This window comes from Streptomyces capillispiralis, from assembly GCF_007829875.1.
GTDB classification, from domain to species: Bacteria; Actinomycetota; Actinomycetes; order Streptomycetales; family Streptomycetaceae; genus Streptomyces; species Streptomyces capillispiralis.
The window spans coordinates 58,295-81,974 of record NZ_VIWV01000001.1; the positions used below are offsets into that span (position 1 = coordinate 58,295).

Genomic DNA, 23,680 nt, shown 5'->3' on the forward strand with positions numbered 1-23,680 from the left:
GCAGGAGGCTCACCATGGCGCACGAACCGAGCAGCGGCCGGGAGTACGCGGCACAGGACGCCGCTGTGGCTCAGGTCGGCCCGGCGCAGTCGCTCTCCGATCAGCGGGCGGCACCCCGGTCCGATGTCGATCCCGAGCGGCGGCAGCGGATGCTGGACGAACGTGAGGAGCGGTTCACCCGGGCGCGCAAGCCGATGGGTCCCACCTCCGACCAGGTCCCCGAAACCGTCCCGGAGGACGTCACGCCGCCCTCCGACGGCCAGTCGAGCACCACACCCGAACCCAACGAGCCGTGAGCGGCGGCAGGACGTAAGTCCCGGAAGGACGGCAGTCATGGCTACAGTCCGCCTCGTCCAGAACATCGGCCTGGACGACCATGCGACCAGTACCCAGACGAGCACCATCAACGAGACCACCGCTGCGGCGTCGAACACCAATGCCTTCGTCACGGGTAACTGGTTCGCCAGCCGCACCACCACGGCCGGCAAGGAATGGCAGCTGGTGGATCCCTTCACCGCGCTGCCCTCCGCGGCCGGCGGATTCTGCTGTGACCAGATCGCCCTGTACGAGCCGAGCCGCGACATCTGGATCTGGATACTGCAGTACATCACGCACGAGGACCCCCATCAGCCGGGTGTCCGCAACAACGTCTTCCGGGTGGCGGTCTCCCCCGGGACGGATCCCACCGCCTGGCACTGGTGGGATTTCGCCCCGACCGGTCTGAACGCCGACTGGCGGGACATGTGGTTCGACTATCCGGACGCCGCGACCAGCGCGAACCACCTCTATGTCACGTTCAACGCCTTCAACTCCGCCGACCGCTGGCAACGTGCCGTCGTCTTCAAGTTCCCCCTGGACACCCTGAGCGCGGGCACCTCACTGGGCTACCAGTGGTGGTCGACCACGGACAACGGCTCGCTGCGCCTCACGCAGGGCGCCGCGGAGAGCATGTTCTTCGCCAGCCACAACGGTGGCACGAGCCTGCGCGTGCACGGCTGGCCGGACAACTCCAACACCGTGGGGTGGTTCGACGTCCGCGTCAGCCCGTGGAGCGCCGGCCCCTACCAGTCCCAGGGACCCGACGGCGTGGACTGGCTCGCCCAGCGCATCGACTCCCGCATCACCGGCGCCTGGGTGAGCGGGACCCGTGCCGGCTTCCTGTGGACCGCCGCGGCCCGCGCCGGCCGCCCCGTGCCGTATGTCAAGGGCGCGGTCGTCGATGTCACCACGCAGGGCCTCGTGGAGGAGCCCGACATCTGGAACCAGCAGTCGGCCTTCGCCTACCCCGCGGCCTGCCCGAACAGCCAGGGCGTCATCGGCGTGAGTCTCTTCATGGGTGGCGGCTCCGTGCATCCGGGCCATGTCGTCGGCTTCCGTGACGGCCCGGAGTGGCGGCTGGCCTTCACCCGCCAGAGCACTCAGGGCCCGGACACCGGCACCTGGGGCGACTACCTCACCTGCCAGCGGTACCACCCGGAGACGTCCGAGTGGGTGGCGTCCGGGTACACGCTGCAAGGCGGCGGCGACCGGCGTTTCGTGGAACCGCAGTTCGTCCGCTTCGGCATCGGCTGACCCGCTCCGCGCACACCGCGCGACGGACCGCCGCCGCGCGGTGTGCGGACGCCCCCGGGAGAGGAGTCCCTCATGGCGACCGCGTTCTTCACCGAGGTCGTGGACGCCTCCCGTACGGCCCACGGCCAGGTGTCGCTGGCCGTCGACGCGGCGAACACCCCGTGGATCGCGTTCACGACGCCGTCCGGTGAGGTCGTGCTGGCCAGACGGTCCGAGACGGAGTGGGTGTGCGAACAACTGCCGGCGGAGCCGGCCGCGCACGACGACTACCGCATCGGCCTCGGCATCGACGCGTCGTTCCAGCCGCATGTCGCCTACCAGAGCCGGGCCACCGATCACCTGATCTACGGGGTCAGGGAGACCCAGTGGAGTTTCGAGGAGGTCCCCACGGCCGCGGGCCTGTTCCCCGAGCGGGTGCGCTTCCCGTCCATGACGGTCAATCAAGGCATCTTCAGCGAACCGCCGTTCAGGAACAGGCCCCACTTCGCCTATCAGGCCGGCCTCCGACTGTGGCATGCCACCAAGGCGCCCCCGAAGACGGACCCGGGGAAGCCCCCGACATGGAGGAAGAACGTCCATGTCGTCGATGACTCGAACCTCGCGGAGAAGGGCTGGTTCACGACTCTGGCCTTCGATTCCGACGAGACACTGCGGATCGCCTCCTTCGACGATCTCTCCCCCTCCGGACAGTCCGTCCGCAGGCTGCGCGTCGCGACCATGATCCCGGGAACCGACTTCGTGGGGCAGCCCGACAGCTGGCAGGTGCAGGTCCTGAACGGGGACCAGGTGCTGGGGGAACACCCCTCGATGGCGCACTCCATCACCGGGGAGAGCGTGATCTCGTACATCGAGCGGCGAGGGCTCACGCTCAACGTCTGCATGTTCGGCGACTTCCCGGAGTCGCCGGCGGTCGAGGTGGTGACCGACGACGTGGACAACGACCACGTGTACCCGGCCTCCGGCGTGAGCCATGCGTCACGGTTCTGCGTCGCCTACGGCTCCGGCGGCCGGCTGAGGTTCGCGACGCGCACCGGCATCGGGGCGTTCCTCATCGAGGACGTCGAGGCCGGTGGCGCCTGGAGCGACATGCGGTTCGACGGGGAGGGAAGCGCTCATGTCGCGCACATCGCGGCCGGAACGCTCCGGTACGGCGTGACGGCGTGAGGCCGGTGATGGTTCGTGGCTGAACACACCTTCCTGCTCGTGCGGAGCGACGACCTCGTGGTCCTCGCCGTACGGTGGTCCGGGTTCGAGATCCGCGACCAGGGGCCCTCCGCGCTCCCCCTCCTGGAGGCCACGGACGAGCGGGCGACCGTGACCCTTGCCTTCCCGCCGCAGGCGATCCTGGAGCAGACCACGGCCTCCGCCTTCCACACGGCCGGTCTGGTGCACAGCGACTCACGCCTGGCCGGCTCCGGTGAGCTGCCCTTCCGGGTCGCCGCCGGAACGGTCATCGAGTCGAGCGCACAGGGCATCCTCGGGGCGCTGGCCGACGGACGCGCGCGTCTGGAGCCGGCCTCGGGCATCGAGATGCCGTGGGGGCTCGACGTGGACCCGCTGGCCCGGACGCCGGGCGCCTCGGTGGTGTCCGAGCACACCGACCGGCCCGTGGTGGCGGCGGGTTCGGGCGCGGTGGGGCTGTGGTCCATGCGGCTCAGGGCGAGCGACGGGTCGCCGCAGGACGCGGGTCTGTTCATCCGGCCCACCTTCGTCGCGGACAGCGGCATCCCCGCCCAGGGCCTGTTCCAGCGCCCGCCGTTGGAGGGCGTACGAAGCATCATCGTCACGTCCAGCCACGACATCTCGCTGCCGCGGGCGACCCGACTGGAGCTGACCGCGCTCGGCGGTTCCCTTTCCGCCGCGGCGAAGTGGCCCTCCGACTCGTGGACCCACGACATGGTGCTCGGGCGCGACCAGAAGGTGGACTTCACCGCGCAGGGCACGCTCTGGCCGTTCGGGTTCCGGGCGGTCTACCAGGACTTCACCACGCGGGAGTTCCTTCCCGTGCACAACCCCCAGTCGCTCGGCTGTGTCGCGGGGCTCCTGAGGAAGCGGACTCTGGTGATCACGCTGCCGCTCCTCTCCGGGACACGCACCCCGACGTTCCCGTTCGACGAGGTGGAGATCCTGGGACGGCAATTCGCCCTCGACGGCTCGGCCGAGCCCCCGAATCCGCACCTGTTCATCCCGGGCGGCGCCCTCACCCCCGTCCGGTTCCCGCTCCGTTGTCGCGCCGGGACCACGGACGTCGAGTGCGCCCTCCCGCTGATCTTCGTCAGCGACACGCTCCTGGGCCCTTCACCGGACTTGCTGGCCCAATGGCGGCCCCATGCCACCGCCCGTATCCCCGGCACCCGGATCGACATGGTGGGCGCCGGGGGCCTGCCCGGAGACGTCCTGGAGGTGCACGCGCTGACGTTCTCCGGCGCGGAGGACGGCACGGGCCACCGTCCGGACGTGGAGACGTTCGACGCCGTGGTGCCGGCCCTGCGCTCCCTGCTCCCCGGATCGCCGCACGAACAGGCGCACACCCTGCGCTACGCACCGCAGCTGCGCTCCCTCGCCGGCCGTGCCCCGCACAGCGGGCGAGGCGCCGTCCCCGACGTCCCGCTCCTCTTCGAGGCACCGTCCGGCCTCCCGGTCAGCTTCACCCGCAACGCCGACCGTTCGGGCGGCCTGGTGGCACCGAGGTTCAGCGCCGACGGGATCTCACGCGAACTCGGCCCGGTGGCGACCAGCACACTGCCGGGCGCCCCCGACCTGGAGGCCGCGCTGCTCGGCGCGTTCGACGGGGCCACCCTGTTCGGCTTCCCCCTCGCCTCCCTCATCGACACCGCGGTCGATCCGAGGCCGGGCCCGCCCGCGATCGTGCAGAGGCGGGTGGACGACGCGTTCGTGACGGAGATGCGGTGGGAGAGGCTGAGGCTGAAGGCCCACAGCGCCTTCCAGCCGCGAGCGACGGCGGCGCCTCCCCGGCTCGACCTGTTCGTCGGAGGCACGACGGCACCGTCCGGGGCGGTGGAACCCACCACCACCTGCGCCCTGAAGGACTTCACCCTCGTGCTGCCCCCGCCGCCGGCGGCTCCTCTGCTGAAGCTGTCGTTCGACTCGGTGACGTTCACGCAGGGCCCCTGCCGGGCACCGGCCGTCTCCCTCGACGGGATGGGAATCGAGTTCGCGGGTCCGCTCCAACTGCTGCGGGAGCTGCAGTCGCAGCTGGAGTCGCTGATCGGCGCACGGGGGCCGACCACCAGTGTGTCGACCTCGGGCGTCACCGTCGGCTACGAGGTCGGCATACCGAAGGCCGCGGCCGGCATGTTCCTGCTGCAGAACGTGACCGGGCGGGTGAGGGTGACCGTTCCCTTCGTCGAGGAACCGGTGTCCGTGGCGCTGGGGCTCGCGGGCCGCGAGCATCCGTTCGCCCTCACCGTCAGCGCGTTCGGCGGCGGCGGATACGCCGACGTCGAGATCGCCGGCACGAGGGAACCCAAGGTGGAGATGTCCCTGGAGTTCGGCGCGATGCTGGCCGTCGACTTCGTGATCGCCAGGGCCGAGGTGCATGCCCTGGGAGGCGCCCGCTTCCTGCGGCACCCGGACGGCCGGGTGGAACTGGAGGCGTTCCTGCGGATCGGCGGCAGCGTGGAACTGCTCGGACTGGTCTCCGTCTCCATCGAGTTGCGGGTGTCCCTCACCTACCTGGACGGCCCGCCGCGGCTGTTCGGCCGCGCGACCCTGGTGATCGAACTGGACCTGACGCTGTACTCGGAGACGGTGACCGTCGACAGCGGAACGATCGAACTGATCGGTGGCGGCGCCCCCACCCGGCACCTCGAAGAAGCGTCCACGCCGGCCGAACGCTCGGCATCGGGTTTCGAGGCGTGGCAACGGTACCGAAGGGCGTTCGCACCATGAGCGACCTGCTGTGGATCCCGGTGCCCGGAGGCATCGACGGCGGCAGCCCGTTGCTGCGCGTACTCGTCGTGCCGAGACTCGACGGCGGGACCCCGGCCGGGCACGGGATGGCCGAGTGGCCGCCGCCCGCCCTGACCGGGGGCACCGTCCGGGCCGAGCTGTTCGTCCCGGGCTCGGGCCCGCCGCGACCGCCGGACCGTCAGGTCGACATCGTGCCCGGCCTGCACGTCCAGCCCGGTGTGTGGCAGCGGGTGGTCGCGGGGCTGTCCGTGGAGAGCGCCCCGGGCGGGCAGGGCGGGCCGGCCCGGGACCCGCTCACCGTGCACGCCACCTCCGTGGAAGCGGAAGAGGTGGCCCGCACCTTCCAGGAGGCGTCCAGGGCCGAGGTCACCGCACAACTCGGCTCACGCTCCCCCGACTTCGCCGACAAGGTGCGTGGAGCGCTCGGCAGCGACCACTGGCTCCACCCGGGTCCGCCGGCCCCCGGTGCCGCCGCCCCGCAGCCGCCCCCGGGCCCGCCGGGCTTCAACCGGGCCCTGTCGCTGCTGCGCGAACACCCCGCCGTGCTGCGGGCACTGGGGCTGATCTTCGAGCTCCGGCTCGCTGCGGACACGGCCGTTCCGGCCGGCGGAACGGTGCGGGTGGTGTGGCCGGACCGCCCCGCCTCACTGCCCGGGATCGTGTCTCCCCGGACGGCGTTCGGGGCCGGTTTCCGGCCGGCGTCCACGCAGGGGGTGGACGCCGGGATGGTCACCCTGGACCGGAGGGACCAGGACGGGAAGCCGCGCTGGCAGGTCGCCACCGTCGACGTCGACGTGGCCGCTCAGCGGATGCGCGAAGCCGCCCGTGCCCTCGCCGCGCGCCCGGGTGAGCCGCCGACGCTGCCCGCCCTGCGCTCGGACGGCCTGCAACTGGTTCTCCGGGGCCGGGGGGAGGAGATGGCGGAACGGCGCGACCGAGGGGTGCGGCTGCACGGGGCCGAGCCGGACGTGCTCACGGCCGACGACCTGGTGCTCGGTTACCGCATCGACGTCCTGCCCGAACTCGGGGGCGACGACTGGTTCTCGCTGCACCGGCGCAGGGCCACCTACCGGGTCCACGAGCGGCGCCCCGACGGCGGCCTGGAGGACGAGGCCACCGTCGTCGGCCAGGAAGAGGCGCCGGAGGAGAACCACCTCAAGACCAACGCCGCGGTCCACGACGGGACCGGGCTGCACGCCGACGAGATCGTGGCCGGCTGGCGCGGCTGGAGCCTCGCCGTGCCCCGGCCCGCGCTCGACGGCGCACCGCGGCCGGCCCCGCCGCCGGTTCCCGGCATGAACCTCGGCATGTCCTTCGAGGCGTCGGAGGGATCGCTGCCCCGGCTGCGCTTCGGACGGCACTACTCCCTCCGTGCGCGGGTGGCGGACATCGCCGGTGGCGGACTCGCGCCCGACGACCCGGCGGCGGACCGGCACACGACACCGCCGGAGTTCTACGGGCGTTACGAGCCGTTGTGCTCCCCGGACGTCGCGTTCCCGGAGGGGACGGACCCCACCCAGGTGGGTCCCGGAGAGTCCGAGGAGCACGTGGTCGTGCGGAGCGACCCGTTGTTGGGGCTGGGCATCGAGGAGTTCGCCGAGCGTGCCGCTCACCGCCCGGCCGGTGAGCGGGTGCTGCGTCCCCCCGGCAGCACCCTGGCCGTCGTCGAGCAGCACGGCATGCTCGACCTCGACGGGGACGCGGGCGACGCGGACCGCGTGACCTGGGAATGGGTCGGTCGCGTCCTCGCCGCCGCCGACCCCCGGGCGCCCGAAGGGGCCCGGCTGCTGCCCGATCCGGCCGCGGGCGGCATCGTGGCCGCCCGCGCCGATCCCGACGCCCCCAGGCCGACGCGCGCGTGGGAGGAACGGTGGCCCGATCTCGCGGCCAAGACGCTCCGGCTGACGGCCCCGGCGCCCGGACGCCCCGCGGTGGGCTGGGAGGGCGAGCAGCTCGTGGTCCGCCTCGCACCGGCGGAACAGCTCACCGTGGATCTCTCGACCTTCCCCCGCGAGGGGATCGTCGACGACTTCGCCCTGCACGCGGCCGATCCTCCGGAGAACTCGGTGAAGGCCCTCCGGCAGGGCCGCCACCCCCTGGTCACACCCGCCCGCCGCGTCACCCTCGTGCACGCGGTGCAGCACCCGCTGCGGGCTCCCGACACCACCCTGACCGTCTCCCGTGACCCGGACACCACGTACGCCCTGTTCCAGCCGGAGTCCGACGTGCTCGACCCGAGGAGCACGGCCCAACTGGACATCACCGCCCGCTGGCGGGACCAGGTGGACGACGTGCCGCACGAGGTCACCGACGTGCCCGTCGACGTCGTCACCCTCGCCCCGGACGGACCGTCCCGCCCGGCGACGCTGTTCCGCCAGGAGTTCGGCGACACCCGGCACCGCACGGTGACCCACACGCTGCGGGCCACCGGCCGGTTCCGCCCGTACTTCCACGACTCCGGCCGGCCGGACGACTTCACCGTGACCCGGGAACTGCCGCCGGTGGTCGTGCCCAGCACGGCCCGCCCGGCACCCCCGGTGGTGGTCTCCGCCCACCCCGCCTTCCGGTGGCAGGAGACCGGCGACCTTCGGGCACCGTCCCACACGCTCGTGCGGGAACGTCTCGGCAACCGCGTGCGGGTCGCCCTCCAGCGACCGTGGAACAGCACGGGCGCCGGTGAACTGCTGGCCGTGGTGGTGCGCCCCGACGACGAAGCCACGTCGGACCGGCTCTCCCCGTTCGTCTCGCAGGCCGGTCATGATCCGCTCTATCCCTCCAAGGGCATCCCCATGGGCGCGCCGTTCGCCCGCCACCTCTCCGGCGCCGCCGGGCCGCCGACTCGGCTGCGGCTCGACGAAGCCGACGCGGACGTGGTCGTCGTACCGCACCAGCCGGAGTTCCACGCGGGCAGGCAGTGCTGGCTGGGCGACGTGACCTTCGCCGGAGCGGACAACACCTCCTTCAACTGCGGCCTGGTGCGGCTCGCGGTCGCCCGCTACCAGCCGAACAGCCTCGACGGTCTCCGGCTGTCCCCGGTGGTGCGCACCGACCTGGTGCCCCTCCTCCCCGACCGGTCGCTCCGCGTGACGCGCCTGGCCGACAGGTACGAGGTCGCCCTGACCGGGTCGGTGTCCCCCGCTGCCGCCGTCAACCGGGTGGACGTGATCCTCGAACGGTGCACCCGGCCGGGCGGCCTGCCGGCCGACGAGGTGGATCTGATCGGGTTCGATCCGGACACCGGCGTGCCGGCCTGGCGGAGCACCGCCGTGCACAGTCCGGCGCCCAAGCGGGCCGGTCTCTCCCCCGTCCTCAAGGAGTGGACGACGGAGTTCTTCCTGCCACCGGATCCCGGCCCGTTCCGGCTGCGGGTCCGCGAAGTGGAGCTCATCCCGAACAAGGAGCCCCGTCCCGGCGCGTCCCTGCGGACGGCCACGCCGGGCGAGGTCACCGAGCGCACGGTGTTCACGGACACGGTGCCGCTGCCGGAGTCGTGATCACGTCCCCGTCCCCGCGCGCGGGGACGGACATCGTCGCGCACGCGGACATGCCGACGTCCAGGGCTTCCGAGACGTTCGATGCGTCCGGGGCAGACTGCCGGACATGAACGAGATCGTGCCGCCCGCCGGCAGCTCCCAGGACGGCCGGCGCTGGCTCACCCCGGGTGTCCGGGGCATCGGCTGCGCCAGCCTGTTCGCCGATGTCGGCCACGAGATCCCCACCGCCCTGCTCCCCGCCCTGCTGACCTCCCTCGGTGCCCCGGCGGCGGCCCTGGGGACGATCGAGGGGGTCTCCGACGCCCTGGCCGGCGCGGCCCGGTTCGGCGGGGGTGCCCTGGCGGACGATCCGTCACGGCGCCGCAAGGTCGCCGTGGGCGGCTACACGGCCACCGCCGTGCTCGGCGCCGCGACCGCCGGGGCGAGCGCGGTCTGGCAGGTCGGTGTGCTGCGGGCCGCCGCCTGGACGGCCCGGGGTCTGCGTGTCCCCGCTCGCAACGCCCTCCTGGCCGACATCGTGCCCGCCGGAACGTACGGACGCGCCTACGGCTTCGAACGGATGATGGACAATCTGGGCGCGATCTTCGGCCCCCTGCTGGCCCTCGGACTCGTCGGCTGGCTCGGCGTCTCCTGGGCCATCGGCCTCTCCGTCGTCCCCGGTCTGCTGGCAGCGGCCGCGATCGTCTACGCGATCCGGCACACGCCGCGCCCCACCGGCCGCCCGAGGGTGCGCCTGCGGATCCGGGTCAGGCCGGTGCTCAAGGGCGACCTCGGCCGGCTGACGGCCGCGGTGGCGGCCTTCGAGGTGGGCAACGCCGCCGTGACCCTGCTGATCCTGCGGGCGTCCGAGCTGCTCGAGCCGCGGCACGGCGCGAAGGCCGCGACGACGATCGCGCTCGGCCTCTACACGGCGTACAACCTGGCCGCCACCCTCACCGCCGTACCCGCTGGCAGGCTCGCCGATCGGCTCGGCCGTCGTGGCCCGGTCCTGGTCCTGGCCTGCGGGGTGGCCGCCTTCGCCCTCGCGTACGGCCTGTTGGCCTTCGACGTCGCCGCGGTCGCGTTCCTCGCCGTGCCGTTCGTCCTCGCGGGGACCGGTATCGGCGCCGTAGAGACGGGTCAGCACGCGGCGGTCGCCACCCTCGCCCCGGAGGACCTGCGCGGTTCCGCCTTCGGGATGCTCGCCACCGTCCAGTCCTTCGGCAACCTGGCCGCTTCCACCCTCGCCGGTGTCCTCTGGACGGCCTTCTCGCCGTCCGTCGCGTTCGCCTATCTGACGGTCTGGGTGAGCCTGGCCCTGGTGTGCCTGGCCGTCGTCCTCCGCGGGATGCGGTACGGCGGTGCGCCCGGCCGGGGGGCGGTCAGTGGAGGGCGGGGCGGTAGATGAGCTCCTGGATGTGGCCGTCGAGCGTCCGGTTCTCCACCAGCTCCAGGTCGAAGTCGGCCGCTCCCCGGAAGACCGGATCCAGTCCAGACCGACCGGTGATGACGGGGAAGAGCGTCACCTGCAGGCGGTCGACCAGGCCGGCGGCCATCAGCGCCCGGTTCAGCGACAGGCTGCCGTGCGAGCGCAGCGGCACCTCGGACTCCTCCTTGAGCCGGGCGACGACGTCGACGGCGTCGCCGCTCACGAGCGTCGCGTCCGGCCAGTCGAGGGGGCCTTCGAGGGTCGTCGACACCACCGTGGTCGGCAGGTTCCTCATCCGGGTGACCCAGGGGTCACGCACGTCGGAGCCCTCGGTGCTCTCGGCCAGCATCCGCGCGAACGCCCGATAGGTGTGGGCCCCGAAGACCATCCGCTGCTCGGTGTCGTACAGGGCGAGGCGGTGGGCGAGCAGTTCGGGGCCCTGCTTGCCCCAGTAGCCGGTCCAGTCGGCGCCGGCGGCGCCGTAGCCGTCGAGGCTGGAGAAGACGTCGAAGGTGTAGGTGGCGGTCATGTCGTTCACCTCGCGTGCGGTCGATCGGTGTGTGTACGGAGAGCCCGTCTGCCAAGAGGGTGCCTGGGTGGGCCTCGGGGCGGGCGTTGGGGGCGTTGGGGGCGTTGGGGCTTCGGGGGCCGTCGCACATGGAGACCTGGGACGCTTCCGGAAGTCATCGGTGTACGGGGCCACGGATCGCGCCCACGGGCCTCGGGACAGGTCCGGAAGTAGTGGCCGACGACGTCGTCAGGGCGGTGGAGGCCGCAGGGCGAGGAGAGCGAGGTCGTCGTGCCCGTCGCTCGGGTGCCCGTCGGCCAGCACGCGGCACAGCTCGTCGAGCGGCAAGCCGTTGTGGGCGGAGGCGAGGGCGGCGAGTTCGTCCAGGCAGGCGCCCAGAGGACGCCGAGGGTGTTCGACCAGGCCGTCCGTGAACATCAGCACCGTGTCCCCCGTCATCAGCGGGTGGGTGTGATCGGGTCTCGGCAGCGTGTCGTCGACACCGAGGGGCAGGCCCGGCTCGGCGTGCAGATAGCGGGTGTTCCCGTCGGCGGCGACGACCAGGGGCGGCAGGTGACCGGCGGAGGACCAGTGCAGGCGCCAGCCGTCGCCCTCGGCTTCGATGCGGGCGAGGCAGGCGGTGGTGACCGGCGCCTCGGTGACGGCGAGCAGGGTGTGGTCCAGGCGGTGCAGGATCAGGCTGGGCGGCGTACGGCGGTCGTAGAGGAGGGCGCGCAGCATGTTGCGGATCTGCGCCATGGCCGCGGCGGCCCTCAGGTCGTGGCCGAGCACGTCCCCGATGATGGCCGCGCAGCTGCCGTCCGGCAGCGGCAGGGCGTCGTACCAGTCGCCGCCCAGGTGGTGGCCGGGGGCGGTGGCGGGCCGGTAGACAGCGGCCGCCGAGAAGCGTTCGAGGTCGGGCAGTGCGGGCAGCAGCAGCCGTTGGAAGTACTCGGCGGAAGCGCGCGTCTGCTCGAACAGGCGGGCGTTCTCGATGGCGATGCCCGCCGCACCGGCCAGCGCGGTCACCACGGCCTCGTCCTCGTCGTCGAACGGCCTGCGGTCGCGCCGGTCGCACAGGTACAGGTTTCCGTAGATCCGTCCGCGGACGCTGATCGCCACCCCGAGCAGGGTCCGCATCGGAGGGTGGCCCGCGGGGAAGCCGACGGAGTCCGGGTGGCGCGGCAGGTCCCGTACGCGCAGCGGCTCGGGATGGTGGATGAGGTGCCCGAGCAGGCCCCGGCCGTGCGGGAACTCGGAGCCGGCCAGGTCGTCGTACTCCTCGGCGCTCAGGCCGAGGGGGATGAACTCCTCCAGGGCCGTACCGTCGTGGTTCAGGACGCCCAGGGCGCCGTAGCGGGCGTCGACGAGTTCCATCGCGGTGCTGACGATCCGCCGCAGGACGACAGGCAGTTCGAGTTCCCGGCTGACGGAGAGGACCGCGCTCAGCAGGCCCCGCATGCGCCACTGGGCCCGGGCCGGGCGGTCGGCGTCAGCGGTGGCCTGTTCCGGGTGCTCTCCGCCGAGGGGCGGGAACTCCGGGAGTCGCCAGCCGTCGTCCCGGGCCACGGCCATCCACCTCTCTTCGCCCACGGGGCGCGGTGCCTGTGCCACGCTCCCTTGAACAGGGTGACCCGCCGTCGCGCCATCCGCATGCCGCTTCCGCCGCTCCCGCCGCTGCCCGCGCAGGGGCCGGCGCTCTGGCGAACGCCATGGCCTGGCACGTGAGGAAACTTCTAGGACTCGATGGGTGCGGCCGACCTGGCGGCCCGCTCGATCTTCGCCCGATGGGCCGCACGGGCTTCCTCGTCGATCCGCTGCTCGTATTCGGCGCGCAGCCCGGTCCGGCCGTCGAGACCCTCGCGCAGGATGTCGGCGTGCCCGGCATGCCGGATGGACTCGCCGAGGACATGGACCAGGACGGCGAACAGGTTGGTGCCGGCATGCGGCTCCGGCCACCACGGCACATGGCCGGGGGCGTCGAGCGGAAGCTCGTTGATCGTCGCGTCCGAGTGTTGCCATGTGCGCCGGTAGAACCCGATGATCTGCTCGCGGGTCTCGTCCTCGGTCGCCCACTGATCGCTGCCGTCGGAGTCCTGCCACCGGGGCAGCGGTTCCGGGGAAGGGCGGTCGAAGACCTCGCCGAAGTACCTGGCCTCGACGGTGGCCACGTGTTTGACCAGGCCGAGGAGGTTGGTCCCGGTCGCTGTCAGAGGTCGGCGGGCGTCGTAGTCGGACAAGCCGTCGAGTTTCCAGAGCAGCGCCTCGCGGTCCCGCCGCAGTCTCCCGTGCAGGGTGTCCTTCGCGAAGTCATCGATCATGCGGCATGAGCCTGCCACGCGCTGCTCGTGCTCTCAAGATCGCGCACACGGTCCGTGAGGGCCGGGACCTGCTCGGAGGCTGCCGCTCGCTCGTGGGGCACGCCCTCGCAGGCCCGCCGTCGGGAGGGACGGGGGGCCTGCGGGGTGGAGCGCCGGCCACGACTTGAACGTGGTCCTGACCCCAGGAAGGGGTCCGTGCGACGGTTACACCTCCGGCGCCTGCCCGCCGTACCGCTGCGCGGAAGAGCGGGACATACAGTGACGCTACCTCACCCTCTGCGATGCCGCGCGTTGTGACGGCGGGCCGTGTCCGGCTCATACGCGCCCTGGGCAGCCGCCGCGCGCCGACGAGGACCGACTCGGCGCACGGGCCTCCCGTGAAGTGGTGGGCGTTCAGCGCGGTGGTGCTCCGTCCGCGTTCGTCTCAGCCGGCACGTTGATCGAGGGCGGGTGCGCCGTCGCCGTGCGGGGCTGTGTCACTGGTCCGTCGTCGGGGGTCGTGGTCGGGCAGTGTGAGGGCCGTGTGGGCCGGGCGCCCGGTCTTCGGCGGCAGGGTGGTGAGGCCGCGGAGTCTGTTGTTGCGCTTCTCGAGGGCTTCGGCGGTGGTGGGGAAGAGCGCCGCGTCGCCCGCACCGACCTGGGACTGGTTCAGTTCGACGAATCCGCGGATGTCGCGTTCGTAGGCGGCGAAGGCCGCGGTGTGGTCGCGGTGGGTGGCCAGCGAGCCGGCGAGCATGTACGCACCGACGAGGGCGAGGCTGGAGCCTTGCCCGGTCAGGAACGACGGGGCGTAGGCGGCATCGCCGACGAGCGCGACCCGGCCGTGGGACCAGCGGGGCATGTGGACTTGGCTCACCGTGTCGAAGAAGGGGTCGCCGGCGTGGTGCATGGCGGTGACCATGGCCGGTATCTCCCATCCGTCGTGGGCGAAGGTGCTCGCGACGAGGTCACATTGGGCTTCGGGGTCGCGGAGGACCTCGTAGGGCGGTTCGGGGTGGGCGAAGTTGAGGAAGGCGTGCAGTTCGGCGCCGTCTCCGACCGCGTAGAGCGCCGCGGCCCTTCCGGGCGTGTTCCAGATGAGCGCCTCGTGGGAGAGACCGAAGGTGTTGGGCATGGTGAAGAGGGTGAAGCAGTACCCCAGATAGCGGTGGAACAGCCGCTCGGGGCCGAAGACGAGTCGCCGGGTGTGCGAGTGAAGGCCGTCCGCGCCCAGGACCAGGTCGAAGCCGCGCTGGACGCCGCTGCGGAAGGTGACGTCGACACCGTGCTCGTGTTCCGTGAGCGTACGGATGGAGTCGTCGAACACGAACTCCACGTCGTCACGGACGGCGTCGTACAGGGCTTCCGTCAGCTCACCGCGGGGCACCTCGATGTCCCGTCCCTCGATCCCGCCGGTCACCGCCTGCGGATGCACCACCGCCACCTCACCGCCATCGGCGTCGAGGAAGGTCATCCGGCGTGACTCGACGTGTGCTTCCCCGAGTCGCGGCAGGATGCCCATCCGGCGGACCACCTCCACGGCGGTGCCCCGCACGTCGACCGGGTATCCCCCGCCCCGTAGCGCGCCCGCCTTCTCCACCACAGTCACCGCGAATCCGTGCCGGTGCAGCCAGAACGCCACGGCGGGACCGGCGATGCTCGCGCCGGAGATCAGGACCGTACCTCGGGCTGCGGTTCTTGTGTTCATTTCTCGACTCCTGTGTGCAACTGGGTGGGAGGGGGACGCCGTCGCGGATGCAGCGCGCGGCGAAGGGGCTGAAGGGGCTGACGGCCTTGCCGACCTCCGTGGAGGTCCGTCACACCGCCTGCCGCTCGGGGGCGGGCGGTGACGCGCTGCGGCTGGGGCGTGTGGTGCGCGCGAGGTGGACGGCCGGCAGCGCGGCGAGCGCGAAGGCGCCGGCAGCGACGGCGATGTAACTGAACACGCCCGTGGCCGAGTTCGTGCTGTCGCCGTCGACGACCACGGAGGTCGACTTGAGTACGGCCGCGCCCACGAAGTCCAGGACCACCGAACCGATCGAGACCATGACCATGACCAGGCTGGACGCGATGCCCTGCCGTTCGGCGGGCGCCAAGTCACCCGCCATGTTGAAGCCGGCCGTCCCGAGCGCTCCCACGGTGACGCCCAGGAGGAATCCGCAGCAGAGCGCGACGGGGAGGAGGGAAACTCCGAGGAACATACCCAGGGTCACGACCGTGCCGAGCACGACCGCCCCGGCCAGGGTCGAGGCCGGTCCGATGCGGGCGGCAAGCCAACCGGCCGCCGGACCCCCGAGCGTGACGCCCAGCCCGGGTGCCGCGAGCAGCAGTGCCACCGACCCCTGGTCGGCCAGTCCGTAACCGAGGTGCTGGTCCGCGGAGACGTCACCGATGAGCGGGATCAGCTGGAGCATGCTCTGGTACGAACCGGCGGCGAGGAAGACGACGAGGAGCGTGAGCATCAAGGGCCGGCCGAGGTCCCGTATGTCGATGAGGGGTTCGGGCTTCCGGCTCGACACCAGGAACCACCTGGCCAGAGCCGCGACGCCGCCGGCGAGGAGAGCCAGCGGGCCGACGGCGGCCCAGCCGAGCTCCGGGCCCAGACTGACGTAACCGAGCACACCGGCGAGACCTCCACCGAGCAGCAGGGCACCGCCGATGTCGATCCTGCCCTGGGTCCTGACCAGGGATTCGGGGAGGACACCGCGCACGCAGACCGCCATCACGGCCGCGACGAAGGCCGACACGAGGAACAGGACCTGGAAGCCGAACGCCACGGCCAGCTTCTCGATGAGGAAACGCGCCCCGATGTTGAGCACGGCGGAGCCGGAGGTCACGATGCCCACGATGATCATCGCGATGCGGGGTGCGCAGACGTCCCGGACGATGGCGACGGAGAGGAACACGGCGGCCAGGGACGCTCCTTGCAGCACGCGCCCCGCGACGAAGAGCCAGATGCCGGGGGCCACGGCGCATAAGAGGGCGCCCGCGCAGCTGAGGAGCAACGTCAGTACGAGCACCCTGCGCTTGCCGTGGATGTCGGCGCTCCTCCCGAGCAGGGGCGCCCACATCACTCCCGCCAGCATCGCGGTGGCGTTGAGCCACGCCGGCTGGTCGGTACCGAAGTGGTCGAGCATCTCCGGGAGGACGAGCAGCGGCGCGGTGATGGCCGAGTCGACCACGAAGTTCACCATGGCCAGGAGAGCCACCAGGCCGATGAGCCGCCCGGTCCATCGCGTGTGCGGTCCGGTGTCCGGGGTGTCGGTCCTGCTCTGATGCATCAGGGACTCCTCACGACGGGCTCGCGGCGGCGTACACCGCCCGCCCCATTTAAGATACGTTTTAGTTTCTTATCTGGAGAGTAGAGTACGCCCATAAGAAACGTCAAAGTATCTAAGGAGTGTTGTGGGACGACGGCGCGGCGAAGCGCTCGAGGCGGCGATCCTCGAAGCGGCGTGGGACGAGCTGAGCGAGCGGGGATACGCGAACCTGACCTTCGACTCCGTCGCCTGCCGGGCCGGCACCAGCAAGCCGGTGCTCTACCGGCGTTGGGCGGACAAGCAGAAGCTGGTCGAGGCGGCCGTGGTGCGCCGCAACGTCGTTCAGTCGACCGCCCCGGCCGACACCGGCTCCCTGCGCGGTGACCTGATCGCCACCCTCACCGAACTGAGCGAGAAGCAGGGGCCGTTCCTCACCCAGCTCAGCCTGCTGCTCGCCGACTACTTCACCGAGGCCGGCTCCAGCTTCGCCGAGCTGCGCGAGACGATCGTCGCCGGACGCCGCTCCGGGCGCGACGAGATCATGGAGCGCGCCGTCGCGCGCGGCGAGCTCGATCCGGCCAGGCTCACGCCCCGGATCGCCTCGCTCCCCTTCGATCTGCTCCGAGCGGAGACCATGATGACACTGCGTCCGGTCGCGCCCGAGGTCATCGAGGAGATCGTCGACACGATCTTCCTGCCGCTGGTCCGCCGGAAGGACACCGCGCCGCACTGAACCGTTCAGCGTCCCCGTCTCCCGCCCGCCCCGGCCGGGCCCGCGCGTCTCCCTCTCCTGATGGGGCGTCATGAGCGTGCGAGGGAAGGCGGATTGTCACTCCAGCGCGCCTCGCCGGGGCGCCGCGCGCCGATGCGGGGACGGACGTCGTCCGTCGGGTCCACGGCGGCACACCGAGGCCCCCGGCATGAACGAGGTGCGGGGCCGCTCATCCAGGCGCACCATCTGAGGTAGGGGGCGACGGGCCGCAGGGGTGAGCCGCGGCCACGGCACTGTGCGGAACACTCGCCGTTGAACACGCAAGGAGTCGTCATGCCCATGCTGCTCATCAAGGGCTTCTACGACATCAAGGGCTCCCAGCCCGACGGGGACACGGTCCACTTCACGGCCGACGACCCCTCGGAGTGGGGGCTGGTCGGCGGCGGGCTGGGCCGCGCCGTCGAGCACAGCGCGGTGGGCCGCGCGAAACTGCGACTGGACGCGATCGACGCGCTGGAGACGCACTACGGCGCGCACCGCGTCCACCAGCCGCTCCGGTTCGCTCACGCCGCACGCGACGAACTGCTGCGCCGACTCGGCTTCACCGATGTCCAGCACCGCCCGGACGAGACGGTGACCGACACCACCCCGGACACCGTTCCCGGGTTCGTCCTCACCCGCGGCGCCGATGTGCACGGGCGCTGCATCGCCCTGGCGGGGCACGGGGAGCCGCCGGGGACCAGCGGCCGCGAGATCGACGTCGACGTCCCGGTGCTGAGGACGACGGTCAACCACCACCTGCTGACGACCGGCTTGGCGTACCCGACGTTCTACCGCAGCCTGTTCACCAGTCTGCGCGCGGAGATGGCCACCGCCGCCCGGGAGGCGCGCGACGCGGGACGGGGCCTGTGGCCCAGCGATGTCACCACGACCGGGGCGAAGATCACCGGACTGGCCTCGCTGACCGACGACGTCGTGATCCTCCCGAAGCTGTTCCGCCGGCTGGTCGACTACCTGAATCTCGGCATGCCGCTCACCTGCTTCCCGGCCTTCCTGGCCGGCGTCGGGGACCGCTTCTCCATCCTGTCCACGGGCGAGCGCTGCGTGGGCCTGCACCGTGTCATGGAGGCCGTGGACGGTCAGACCGTGAGGATGACGCACGACCCCGAGGACCTGCTCTTCGAGGACGCCTGACACCGGCCGTCCTCGCCGCCGTCCGCCGTGGCGGCAGAGGCCGCCCGCGGGTGTGTGCCGAGCGATGATCCGGCCGATATGCCATCACGACACGTCGGGCGTAGTGTCCGCGTATGGGCGATTTTCGGTACGGCTGGTGTGCTGCGGCCCTGCCGGAGTCGGCCGGGTACGGCGGCTGTCACCGCCGCCCGGCGCACCGGCGGGCGACGTGGCGGGCACAGCACGGCCGCCCGGCCGCCGGAGGTGCGCGGCCCGCGTCGCCCCCTGGCGCATGCCACCGTGCGGCGGTGGCCGACGGCCGGCAGCCGGCCTCCCCGGGCGGGACGAGCCGGACGTGGCCCGGCCCCGGTGGTGAGGCGGCCGGAGCCCGCTCGCGGTGGCCGAGGAGCCTTCGAGGGCTGCCGCTCGATACGACCGGACGGGACCGGACGGGACCGGTCCGTCCACCGCTGCGGTGTCACGTGGACGGCTGATGGACACCGCGATGGCCGCCGTGGTGCGGGAGACCGGTGCGTTCGGCGGACTGCTGTACGTGCTGCCGCCGGGCGACGACGCGTTGTGGCTGATCCTCGTGGCGGGGGTGCCGCGCGAGTTCGTCGTCCCGTGGCGCAGGGTCGCCCTGACCGACCCGATGCCGGTGGCCGACGCCGTACGCGAGCGGCGCCTGGTGTGGGTTCCCGGGCAGGAGTCGATGGCGCGCCACTACCCGCGGCCGGCGCTCGTGCTGCCGTACGACTTCGCGCTGTCGGCCGCTCCGGTCACGTCGAGCGCCGAGGTGCGGGGCGGGCTGGTGCTGTTGTGGTCCGGGGCCCGTTCACCCGAGCCGAGCCCCGGTGTACGGGACGCCATCGAGAGGGGCTGCCATCGTCTGGGCACCCTGCTGCAGCAGGCCGTGGACCGCGGCGACCCGCTGCCGCCGCCCGGCCGGCCGCGGACCCTGTCCCCGGCGGCCCGGCGCGCCGTCTCCCCCGGCGAGGCGGAGGTGGTCGCGTCCTTCGTCGACCGCCTGCCCGGAGGGTCCTGCGCGCTGGACACCAACGGACGCATCACGTTCGCCACACCGACCGCCGCCGACCTCCTGGGCGCCGACCCGGCCGACCTGGTGGGCGCCCTGCCCTGGGAGGCGCTGCCGTGGATGGACGTCCCCCAGGTCGAGGACCGCTACCGGGCCGCGATGGTCAGCCGCAAGCCCCAGTCCTTCGTCGTCCTGCGCCCACCGGACGTCTGGCTGTCGTTCGAGCTGTACCCGGACGCCTCCGGCATCAGCGTCCGCATCACCGGCACCGATCCGTCCGAGAGGGCTCCCGCGCCGTCGTCCGAACCGGCCGCGGGGCCCAGCCGCGCCACCCTGCTGTACCACCTGATGCAGCTGGCCGCCACGCTCACCGAGGCCGTCGGTGTGCAGGACGTGGTCGACCAGACCGCCGACCAGCTCATGCCCGCCCTCGGCGCGCAGGGCATGGTGCTGATGACCTCCGAGGACGGCCGTCTGAAGATCCTCGGCTACCGCGGTTACCGCGCCGACGTCATGAGCCGCTTCGACGGCGTCCCCCTGAGCCTGGACATTCCCGGCACCAAGGTGCTGACCTCCGGTGTGCCGAGCTTCTTCGCGTCCTTCGACGACCTCAACCGCGCCTACCCGTCCACCGTGCACGAGGACGGGATGGCCGCCTGGGCGTTCATGCCGCTGATCGCCTCCGGCCGCCCCATCGGCTCCCTGCTGTTGTCGTACCGCCGGCCCCATGCCTTCCCGCCCGGGGAACGCGCCGTGCTCACCTCGCTGGCCGGTCTGGTCGGCCAGGCCCTGGACCGCGCCCGCCTCTACGACAGCAAGAACAATCTCGCCCATCGTCTGCAGTCCGCCCTGCTGCCCCACAGCCTGCCCCACCTCCCCGGGCTGAGGGTCACCGCCCGCTACCTGCCCGCCGCCCGCGGCCTGGGCATCGGCGGTGACTTCTACGACCTGATCCGTCTCGACCGGCACACCGTGGCCGCGACGATCGGTGACGTGCAGGGCCACAACGTGGACGCGGCCGTCCTCATGGGGCAGGTGCGCACCGCCGTCCACGCCCACGCCACCGTCGGCGCGCCCCCCGACCACGTCCTGGCCGGCACCAACCGCCTCCTCACCGATCTCGACCCCGGCCTGTTCACGAGCTGTCTCTACGTCCATCTCGACCTCGCCCGCCGGCGCGCCTGCCTGGCCACCGCCGGGCATCCGCCGCCCCTGCTGCGCCATGCGGACGGACGCACCGAGCTACTGCGGGTCACCCCCGGTCTCCTCCTCGGCATCGACCCGGACGTGCGGTACCCGACGCTGGAGTTCGCCCTGCCCCGCGGCTGTGTGCTCGTGCTCTACACCGACGGACTCGTCGAGGCCCCCGGGGTGGACCTCGACGACGCCACCGCCGCCCTGGCCGGCCTGGTGGAGCACGCCGATCCGACCGACCTCGACGCCATGGCCGACACCCTCATCCGGCACGCCCCCACCCCGGGCGACGACATCGCCCTGCTGCTCATCGGTCCCGGTGCGTGACGCCCGGGGCCGCGCGCTCGGCCGGGTCGGCGGGCTCACGGGTGCGCGGGGCGGGCCGGCCCCCGCCCCGTCCCCCGGTCAGGGCGCCGGCCGCGGTCCGCTCCCGGGTGCCGGGGGCACGGCGGGGGCCGTGAGGGCGGCGAGCAGGCGGTCGGCCGGAAGGGCCGGCACCGTCCGGCCGTCGAAGCCAGTGGTGGTCGTCGCGGCGAGCAGGGAGTTGAGCACCGCCTCCTCGACCCCGTCGAGGACCGCCTCGAACAGCGGCCCGAGTGCGGCGTCGGCCACCGGTGCGCCGGCGTCCGGCCGGGTGCCGAAGGCCACGGCGTAGTCGCCGCTGCCGTGGCTGTAGGCCGCGCCCGAGCGGGCCAGGGCGAACACCGCACGCCGCGCCACGCGGGTGAGCTGCCGGGCGTCGAGCGGGGCGTCCGTGGCCACCACGATCATGCAGGAGCCGGTCTCCGCTCGCGGTGCCGGGTCGCGGGCTCGCAGGCCCAGGGCGCCGGGAGTGACGGTGCGGCCGAGGACCCGCAGGGTGCCGCCGAAGTTCGCCTGCACCAGGACGCCCACGGTGCACCGGCGCCCCTCCAGCTCCGGCGTGCGCGACGCGGTCCCGATCCCGGCCTTGAATCCCAGGGCGACCGTGCCCGTTCCGGCTCCGACGCAGCCCTCGGCGACCGGTCCGCCGGACGCTGTGTCGAGGGCGGCCCGCACGTGCTCCTCGTGGACGGGCCGGGCCCTGATGTCGGACAGGAAGCCGTCGTTGCACTCCCCCACGACGGGATTGAGGCTCAGCACCTGCTCGCAGCCGGGCCGTTCGAGCATCCAGCCGACGAGGGCGTCGGCGACGCGGAAGGCCGACAGCGTGGAGGTGAGCAGGACCGGCGTCTCCAGCGTGCCGAGTTCGGCGAGCTGGGTCGTGCCGATGAGCTTGCCGTAGCCGTTGCCGGTGAAGACGCCCGCGGGCAGGGGGGTGTGAGGGGCCACGGCGGCGGGCACGACGGCGGTGACCCCGCTGTGCACGCCGGTGGGCCGGCGGACGGTGGTGTGGCCGACGCGGACGCCGGGCACGTCGGTGATCGCGTCGAGGGGCCCGGGGGCGGTGGTTCCGATGACGATGCCGAGGTCACGGGCCCGGGGCCGGGTGCCCGGTGCGGTCTGTGGATGAGCCGGTCGTTCCATGGGGCAGGAGGTTACGCGGCCCCGTCCGGGGGCCGGCGGGGTGCTGCGGCCGGACGCGGCAACTCGTCCGGCCGCGGCGCGCATAGGGGCTTGAGGGGCGGGCCGGACCGCTGTGCGTCCGGCGTCAGGCCTCCTCGCCGGCGCGGCCCTCTCCGGCCATGTACCGCCAGACGAGGGCGTGGGCCAGGATGATCAGGACGATCAGCAGGAGTGCCTCGGTCTGGATGGGGCGCAGATCGACGTGGCGGGCGAGGTCGGGGAAGGCCCCGACGACGGCGATCAGGGCGTAGAGCAGTGCGGCGGCGGCCTGTTGCCAGATGAGGAAGTGGTGGCCGCGGGCGCGGGCCAGCAGCCGCAGGGTGGACGCGCAGCCGATCACGGAGAGGGCGATGAAGGCCCCGCGCCAGATGCTCGGCTGTTCGGTGCCGCCGACCTGGGCGAACAGACCCATGACGGCGGGCAGCAGAAAGGACAGGTAGATCCCGCCGACGACGCGGCGCAGCCGGCGGTCGCGCATCCAGTCGGCGTGGCTCTGGACGACGTTCCACCACAGGCCGACCAGGGTGAAGCAGGTGGTGGAGAAGAGCGCGTAGAAGGTGCTGACATCCATGAACGACGAGAGTGGCAGCGCCCCCGCCGCCGCGAGGGCTCACACGCCCGGCAGCCGTCGAGCGCCGCCGGTACGGGCTAGGGTCGGTCGCTTGGACCAGGTCGGCTGAGGGAGACCGCGCCTCTCGGCCCACCCGAGCGGGATGCGCGTGCCACGCCCCGCGACGCCGACATCCCAAGGACAGGCCCCGAGGGCCGGCCCTCTCCGGCGGAACCCGAGCCGGCCGCTCACGGGGGTCCCGCCGGACGTCCGGCGCGTCGCGGGCCGGGCGGGGTCGTCACGGCTACCAGGTGGGTGACACGTCGGTTCCGAAGCCGCCGCCCGCCGGGCGCTTCTCGAAGTGGAGATGGGGGCCGGTGGCGTTGCCGGTGGAGCCGACCTCTCCGATCTTCTGTCCGGCCTTGACCGACCCCCGTTTCACGGTCTGTTCGGAGAGGTGGCAGTACCAGTAGTCGAACCCTCCGGCGCGCAGCACGAGGAAGTCACCGAAACTGCGGTCGAACCCGCTGCGGACGAGGGAACCGGCGAGCACCGCGACACAGGGTGTGCCGTTCGGAGCGGCGTAGTCGGCGCCGGTGTGGTAGCCCAGGCTCCAGTGCGGCCCCTTCACCCGGTAGGCGGTCGTGACACGGTGTCCGGGTACGGGAGAGGCGACACGGCCACCGGCAGCGGGCGGCGGTGCCGGGACGCGGAGCCGGTCCCAGGAGGTCTTGCCCGGGATGCCGTTGGCGTCGGCCCCCTCGAATCCGATCTTGCGCTGCCAGGCGGCGTACGACTGCTGGTCGGCTTCCGTCCACTCGGGTCCGGGGCCCGTACGGTACTTCCCGCACCCTTCCGCCACCAGACGCTTGCCCATCGAGGCGATCATGGGACTGCGTTGTCCCTCGTGGAAAAATCTCGCTCCTGGGAACTGCGCCAACGCGGGCATGGCCCTGCTCCTTTCACCGAAGGGCCGGATGACTTCTCGCCGAGGG

The 23,680-nt window shown here is 72.5% G+C and carries 17 protein-coding genes and 1 pseudogene; 9 read left to right on the top strand and 9 right to left on the bottom strand.

Features of this window, described 5'->3' with window-relative positions; genetic code table 11:
- Positions 1 to 14: 14 nt before the first annotated feature.
- The 6 genes from FHX78_RS00215 (at position 15) to FHX78_RS00240 (ending at position 10,386) form a co-directional block, all read left to right on the top strand.
- Positions 15 to 296: a hypothetical protein gene (locus FHX78_RS00215; protein WP_145865422.1), complete on the top strand. Its 282-nt coding sequence runs from the start codon at positions 15 to 17 to the stop codon at positions 294 to 296.
- Positions 297 to 333: 37 nt separating this feature from the next.
- Positions 334 to 1,572 (top strand): hypothetical protein, encoded by a 1,239-nt coding sequence (locus FHX78_RS00220; RefSeq protein WP_145865423.1) that lies wholly within the window; start codon positions 334 to 336, stop codon positions 1,570 to 1,572.
- A 72-nt stretch (positions 1,573 to 1,644) separates the two neighbouring features.
- Positions 1,645 to 2,736 (top strand): hypothetical protein, encoded by a 1,092-nt coding sequence (locus FHX78_RS00225; RefSeq protein ID WP_145865424.1) that lies wholly within the window; start codon positions 1,645 to 1,647, stop codon positions 2,734 to 2,736.
- 15 nt (positions 2,737 to 2,751) lie between these two features.
- Positions 2,752 to 5,484 carry a hypothetical protein gene (locus FHX78_RS00230; RefSeq protein ID WP_145865425.1) on the top strand — a complete coding sequence of 911 codons (2,733 nt, stop codon included), beginning with the start codon at positions 2,752 to 2,754 and terminating at the stop codon, positions 5,482 to 5,484.
- Positions 5,481 to 8,999 (top strand): hypothetical protein, encoded by a 3,519-nt coding sequence (locus tag FHX78_RS00235; protein ID WP_145865426.1) that lies wholly within the window; start codon positions 5,481 to 5,483, stop codon positions 8,997 to 8,999. The genes FHX78_RS00230 and FHX78_RS00235 overlap by 4 nt, the downstream gene beginning before the upstream one ends.
- A 106-nt stretch (positions 9,000 to 9,105) precedes the next feature.
- Complete coding sequence (locus tag FHX78_RS00240; protein ID WP_145865427.1) at positions 9,106 to 10,386, top strand: MFS transporter; 1,281 nt, start codon at positions 9,106 to 9,108, stop codon at positions 10,384 to 10,386.
- On the opposite strand, the gene FHX78_RS00245 is transcribed toward FHX78_RS00240, so the two are convergent.
- The 6 genes and pseudogenes from FHX78_RS00245 to FHX78_RS00270 all read right to left on the bottom strand — a co-directional run bounded on the left by FHX78_RS00245 (position 10,361) and on the right by FHX78_RS00270 (position 16,496).
- Positions 10,361 to 10,936, bottom strand: coding sequence for a dihydrofolate reductase family protein (locus FHX78_RS00245; protein WP_145865428.1), 576 nt, complete (start codon positions 10,934 to 10,936; stop codon positions 10,361 to 10,363). The two genes, FHX78_RS00240 and FHX78_RS00245, sit on opposite strands and share 26 nt — an antisense overlap.
- A 228-nt stretch (positions 10,937 to 11,164) precedes the next feature.
- Positions 11,165 to 12,376, bottom strand: a complete 1,212-nt coding sequence (locus tag FHX78_RS00250; protein WP_229924091.1) for a PP2C family protein-serine/threonine phosphatase — start codon at positions 12,374 to 12,376, stop codon at positions 11,165 to 11,167.
- 275 nt (positions 12,377 to 12,651) lie between these two features.
- Entirely contained in the window at positions 12,652 to 13,236 is a 585-nt protein-coding gene (locus FHX78_RS00255) for a DinB family protein (protein WP_145865430.1), read from the bottom strand.
- Between the two features lie 305 nt (positions 13,237 to 13,541).
- Positions 13,542 to 13,651, bottom strand: a pseudogene (locus FHX78_RS37255) (cytidine deaminase); the annotation flags it as partial.
- A gap of 9 nt (positions 13,652 to 13,660) precedes the next feature.
- Positions 13,661 to 14,923 (bottom strand): FAD-dependent monooxygenase, encoded by a 1,263-nt coding sequence (locus FHX78_RS00265; protein ID WP_145865431.1) that lies wholly within the window; start codon positions 14,921 to 14,923, stop codon positions 13,661 to 13,663.
- A 109-nt stretch (positions 14,924 to 15,032) separates the two neighbouring features.
- The gene (locus FHX78_RS00270) at positions 15,033 to 16,496 is read right to left on the bottom strand and encodes an MFS transporter (RefSeq protein WP_145865432.1); all 1,464 of its coding nucleotides are present in this window, start codon (positions 16,494 to 16,496) and stop codon (positions 15,033 to 15,035) included.
- A 124-nt stretch (positions 16,497 to 16,620) separates the two neighbouring features.
- Between FHX78_RS00270 and FHX78_RS00275 the strand changes: the two genes are divergently transcribed.
- The 3 genes from FHX78_RS00275 to FHX78_RS00285 all read left to right on the top strand — a co-directional run bounded on the left by FHX78_RS00275 (position 16,621) and on the right by FHX78_RS00285 (position 20,917).
- Complete coding sequence (locus FHX78_RS00275; RefSeq protein WP_145865433.1) at positions 16,621 to 17,208, top strand: TetR/AcrR family transcriptional regulator; 588 nt, start codon at positions 16,621 to 16,623, stop codon at positions 17,206 to 17,208.
- Between the two features lie 312 nt (positions 17,209 to 17,520).
- Complete coding sequence (locus FHX78_RS00280; protein WP_145865434.1) at positions 17,521 to 18,381, top strand: thermonuclease family protein; 861 nt, start codon at positions 17,521 to 17,523, stop codon at positions 18,379 to 18,381.
- Between the two features lie 472 nt (positions 18,382 to 18,853).
- Entirely contained in the window at positions 18,854 to 20,917 is a 2,064-nt protein-coding gene (locus FHX78_RS00285; RefSeq protein WP_145865435.1) for a SpoIIE family protein phosphatase, read from the top strand.
- Positions 20,918 to 20,995: 78 nt separating this feature from the next.
- Here FHX78_RS00285 and FHX78_RS00290 read toward each other — a convergent pair whose 3' ends face one another.
- The 3 genes from FHX78_RS00290 to FHX78_RS38125 form a co-directional block, all read right to left on the bottom strand.
- Complete coding sequence (locus FHX78_RS00290) at positions 20,996 to 22,096, bottom strand: P1 family peptidase (protein ID WP_145865436.1); 1,101 nt, start codon at positions 22,094 to 22,096, stop codon at positions 20,996 to 20,998.
- A gap of 124 nt (positions 22,097 to 22,220) precedes the next feature.
- On the bottom strand, positions 22,221 to 22,706 hold the full coding sequence (locus FHX78_RS00295; protein ID WP_145865437.1) for a hypothetical protein: 486 nt from the start codon (positions 22,704 to 22,706) through the stop codon (positions 22,221 to 22,223).
- A 283-nt stretch (positions 22,707 to 22,989) separates the two neighbouring features.
- Positions 22,990 to 23,562 (bottom strand): peptidoglycan-binding protein, encoded by a 573-nt coding sequence (locus FHX78_RS38125; protein WP_373313086.1) that lies wholly within the window; start codon positions 23,560 to 23,562, stop codon positions 22,990 to 22,992.
- Positions 23,563 to 23,680: the final 118 nt, after the last annotated feature.

Bases quoted from the DNA above. Each gene is read 5' to 3' on its own strand.
- FHX78_RS00215 (WP_145865422.1), top strand. From the start codon at position 15: ATGGCGCACGAACCGAGCAGCGGCCGGGAGTACGCGGCACAGGACGCC.
- FHX78_RS00220 (WP_145865423.1), top strand. From the start codon at position 334: ATGGCTACAGTCCGCCTCGTCCAGAACATCGGCCTGGACGACCATGCG.
- FHX78_RS00225 (WP_145865424.1), top strand. From the start codon at position 1,645: ATGGCGACCGCGTTCTTCACCGAGGTCGTGGACGCCTCCCGTACGGCC.
- FHX78_RS00235 (WP_145865426.1), top strand. From the start codon at position 5,481: ATGAGCGACCTGCTGTGGATCCCGGTGCCCGGAGGCATCGACGGCGGC.
- FHX78_RS00240 (WP_145865427.1), top strand. From the start codon at position 9,106: ATGAACGAGATCGTGCCGCCCGCCGGCAGCTCCCAGGACGGCCGGCGC.
- FHX78_RS00245 (WP_145865428.1), bottom strand. From the start codon at position 10,936: ATGACCGCCACCTACACCTTCGACGTCTTCTCCAGCCTCGACGGCTAC.
- FHX78_RS00250 (WP_229924091.1), bottom strand. From the start codon at position 12,376: ATGCGGGGCCTGCTGAGCGCGGTCCTCTCCGTCAGCCGGGAACTCGAA.
- FHX78_RS00255 (WP_145865430.1), bottom strand. From the start codon at position 13,236: ATGATCGATGACTTCGCGAAGGACACCCTGCACGGGAGACTGCGGCGG.
- FHX78_RS00265 (WP_145865431.1), bottom strand. From the start codon at position 14,923: ATGAACACAAGAACCGCAGCCCGAGGTACGGTCCTGATCTCCGGCGCG.
- FHX78_RS00270 (WP_145865432.1), bottom strand. From the start codon at position 16,496: ATGCATCAGAGCAGGACCGACACCCCGGACACCGGACCGCACACGCGA.
- FHX78_RS00280 (WP_145865434.1), top strand. From the start codon at position 17,521: ATGCCCATGCTGCTCATCAAGGGCTTCTACGACATCAAGGGCTCCCAG.
- FHX78_RS00285 (WP_145865435.1), top strand. From the start codon at position 18,854: ATGGACACCGCGATGGCCGCCGTGGTGCGGGAGACCGGTGCGTTCGGC.
- FHX78_RS00290 (WP_145865436.1), bottom strand. From the start codon at position 22,096: ATGGAACGACCGGCTCATCCACAGACCGCACCGGGCACCCGGCCCCGG.
- FHX78_RS00295 (WP_145865437.1), bottom strand. From the start codon at position 22,706: ATGGATGTCAGCACCTTCTACGCGCTCTTCTCCACCACCTGCTTCACC.
- FHX78_RS38125 (WP_373313086.1), bottom strand. From the start codon at position 23,562: ATGGGCAAGCGTCTGGTGGCGGAAGGGTGCGGGAAGTACCGTACGGGC.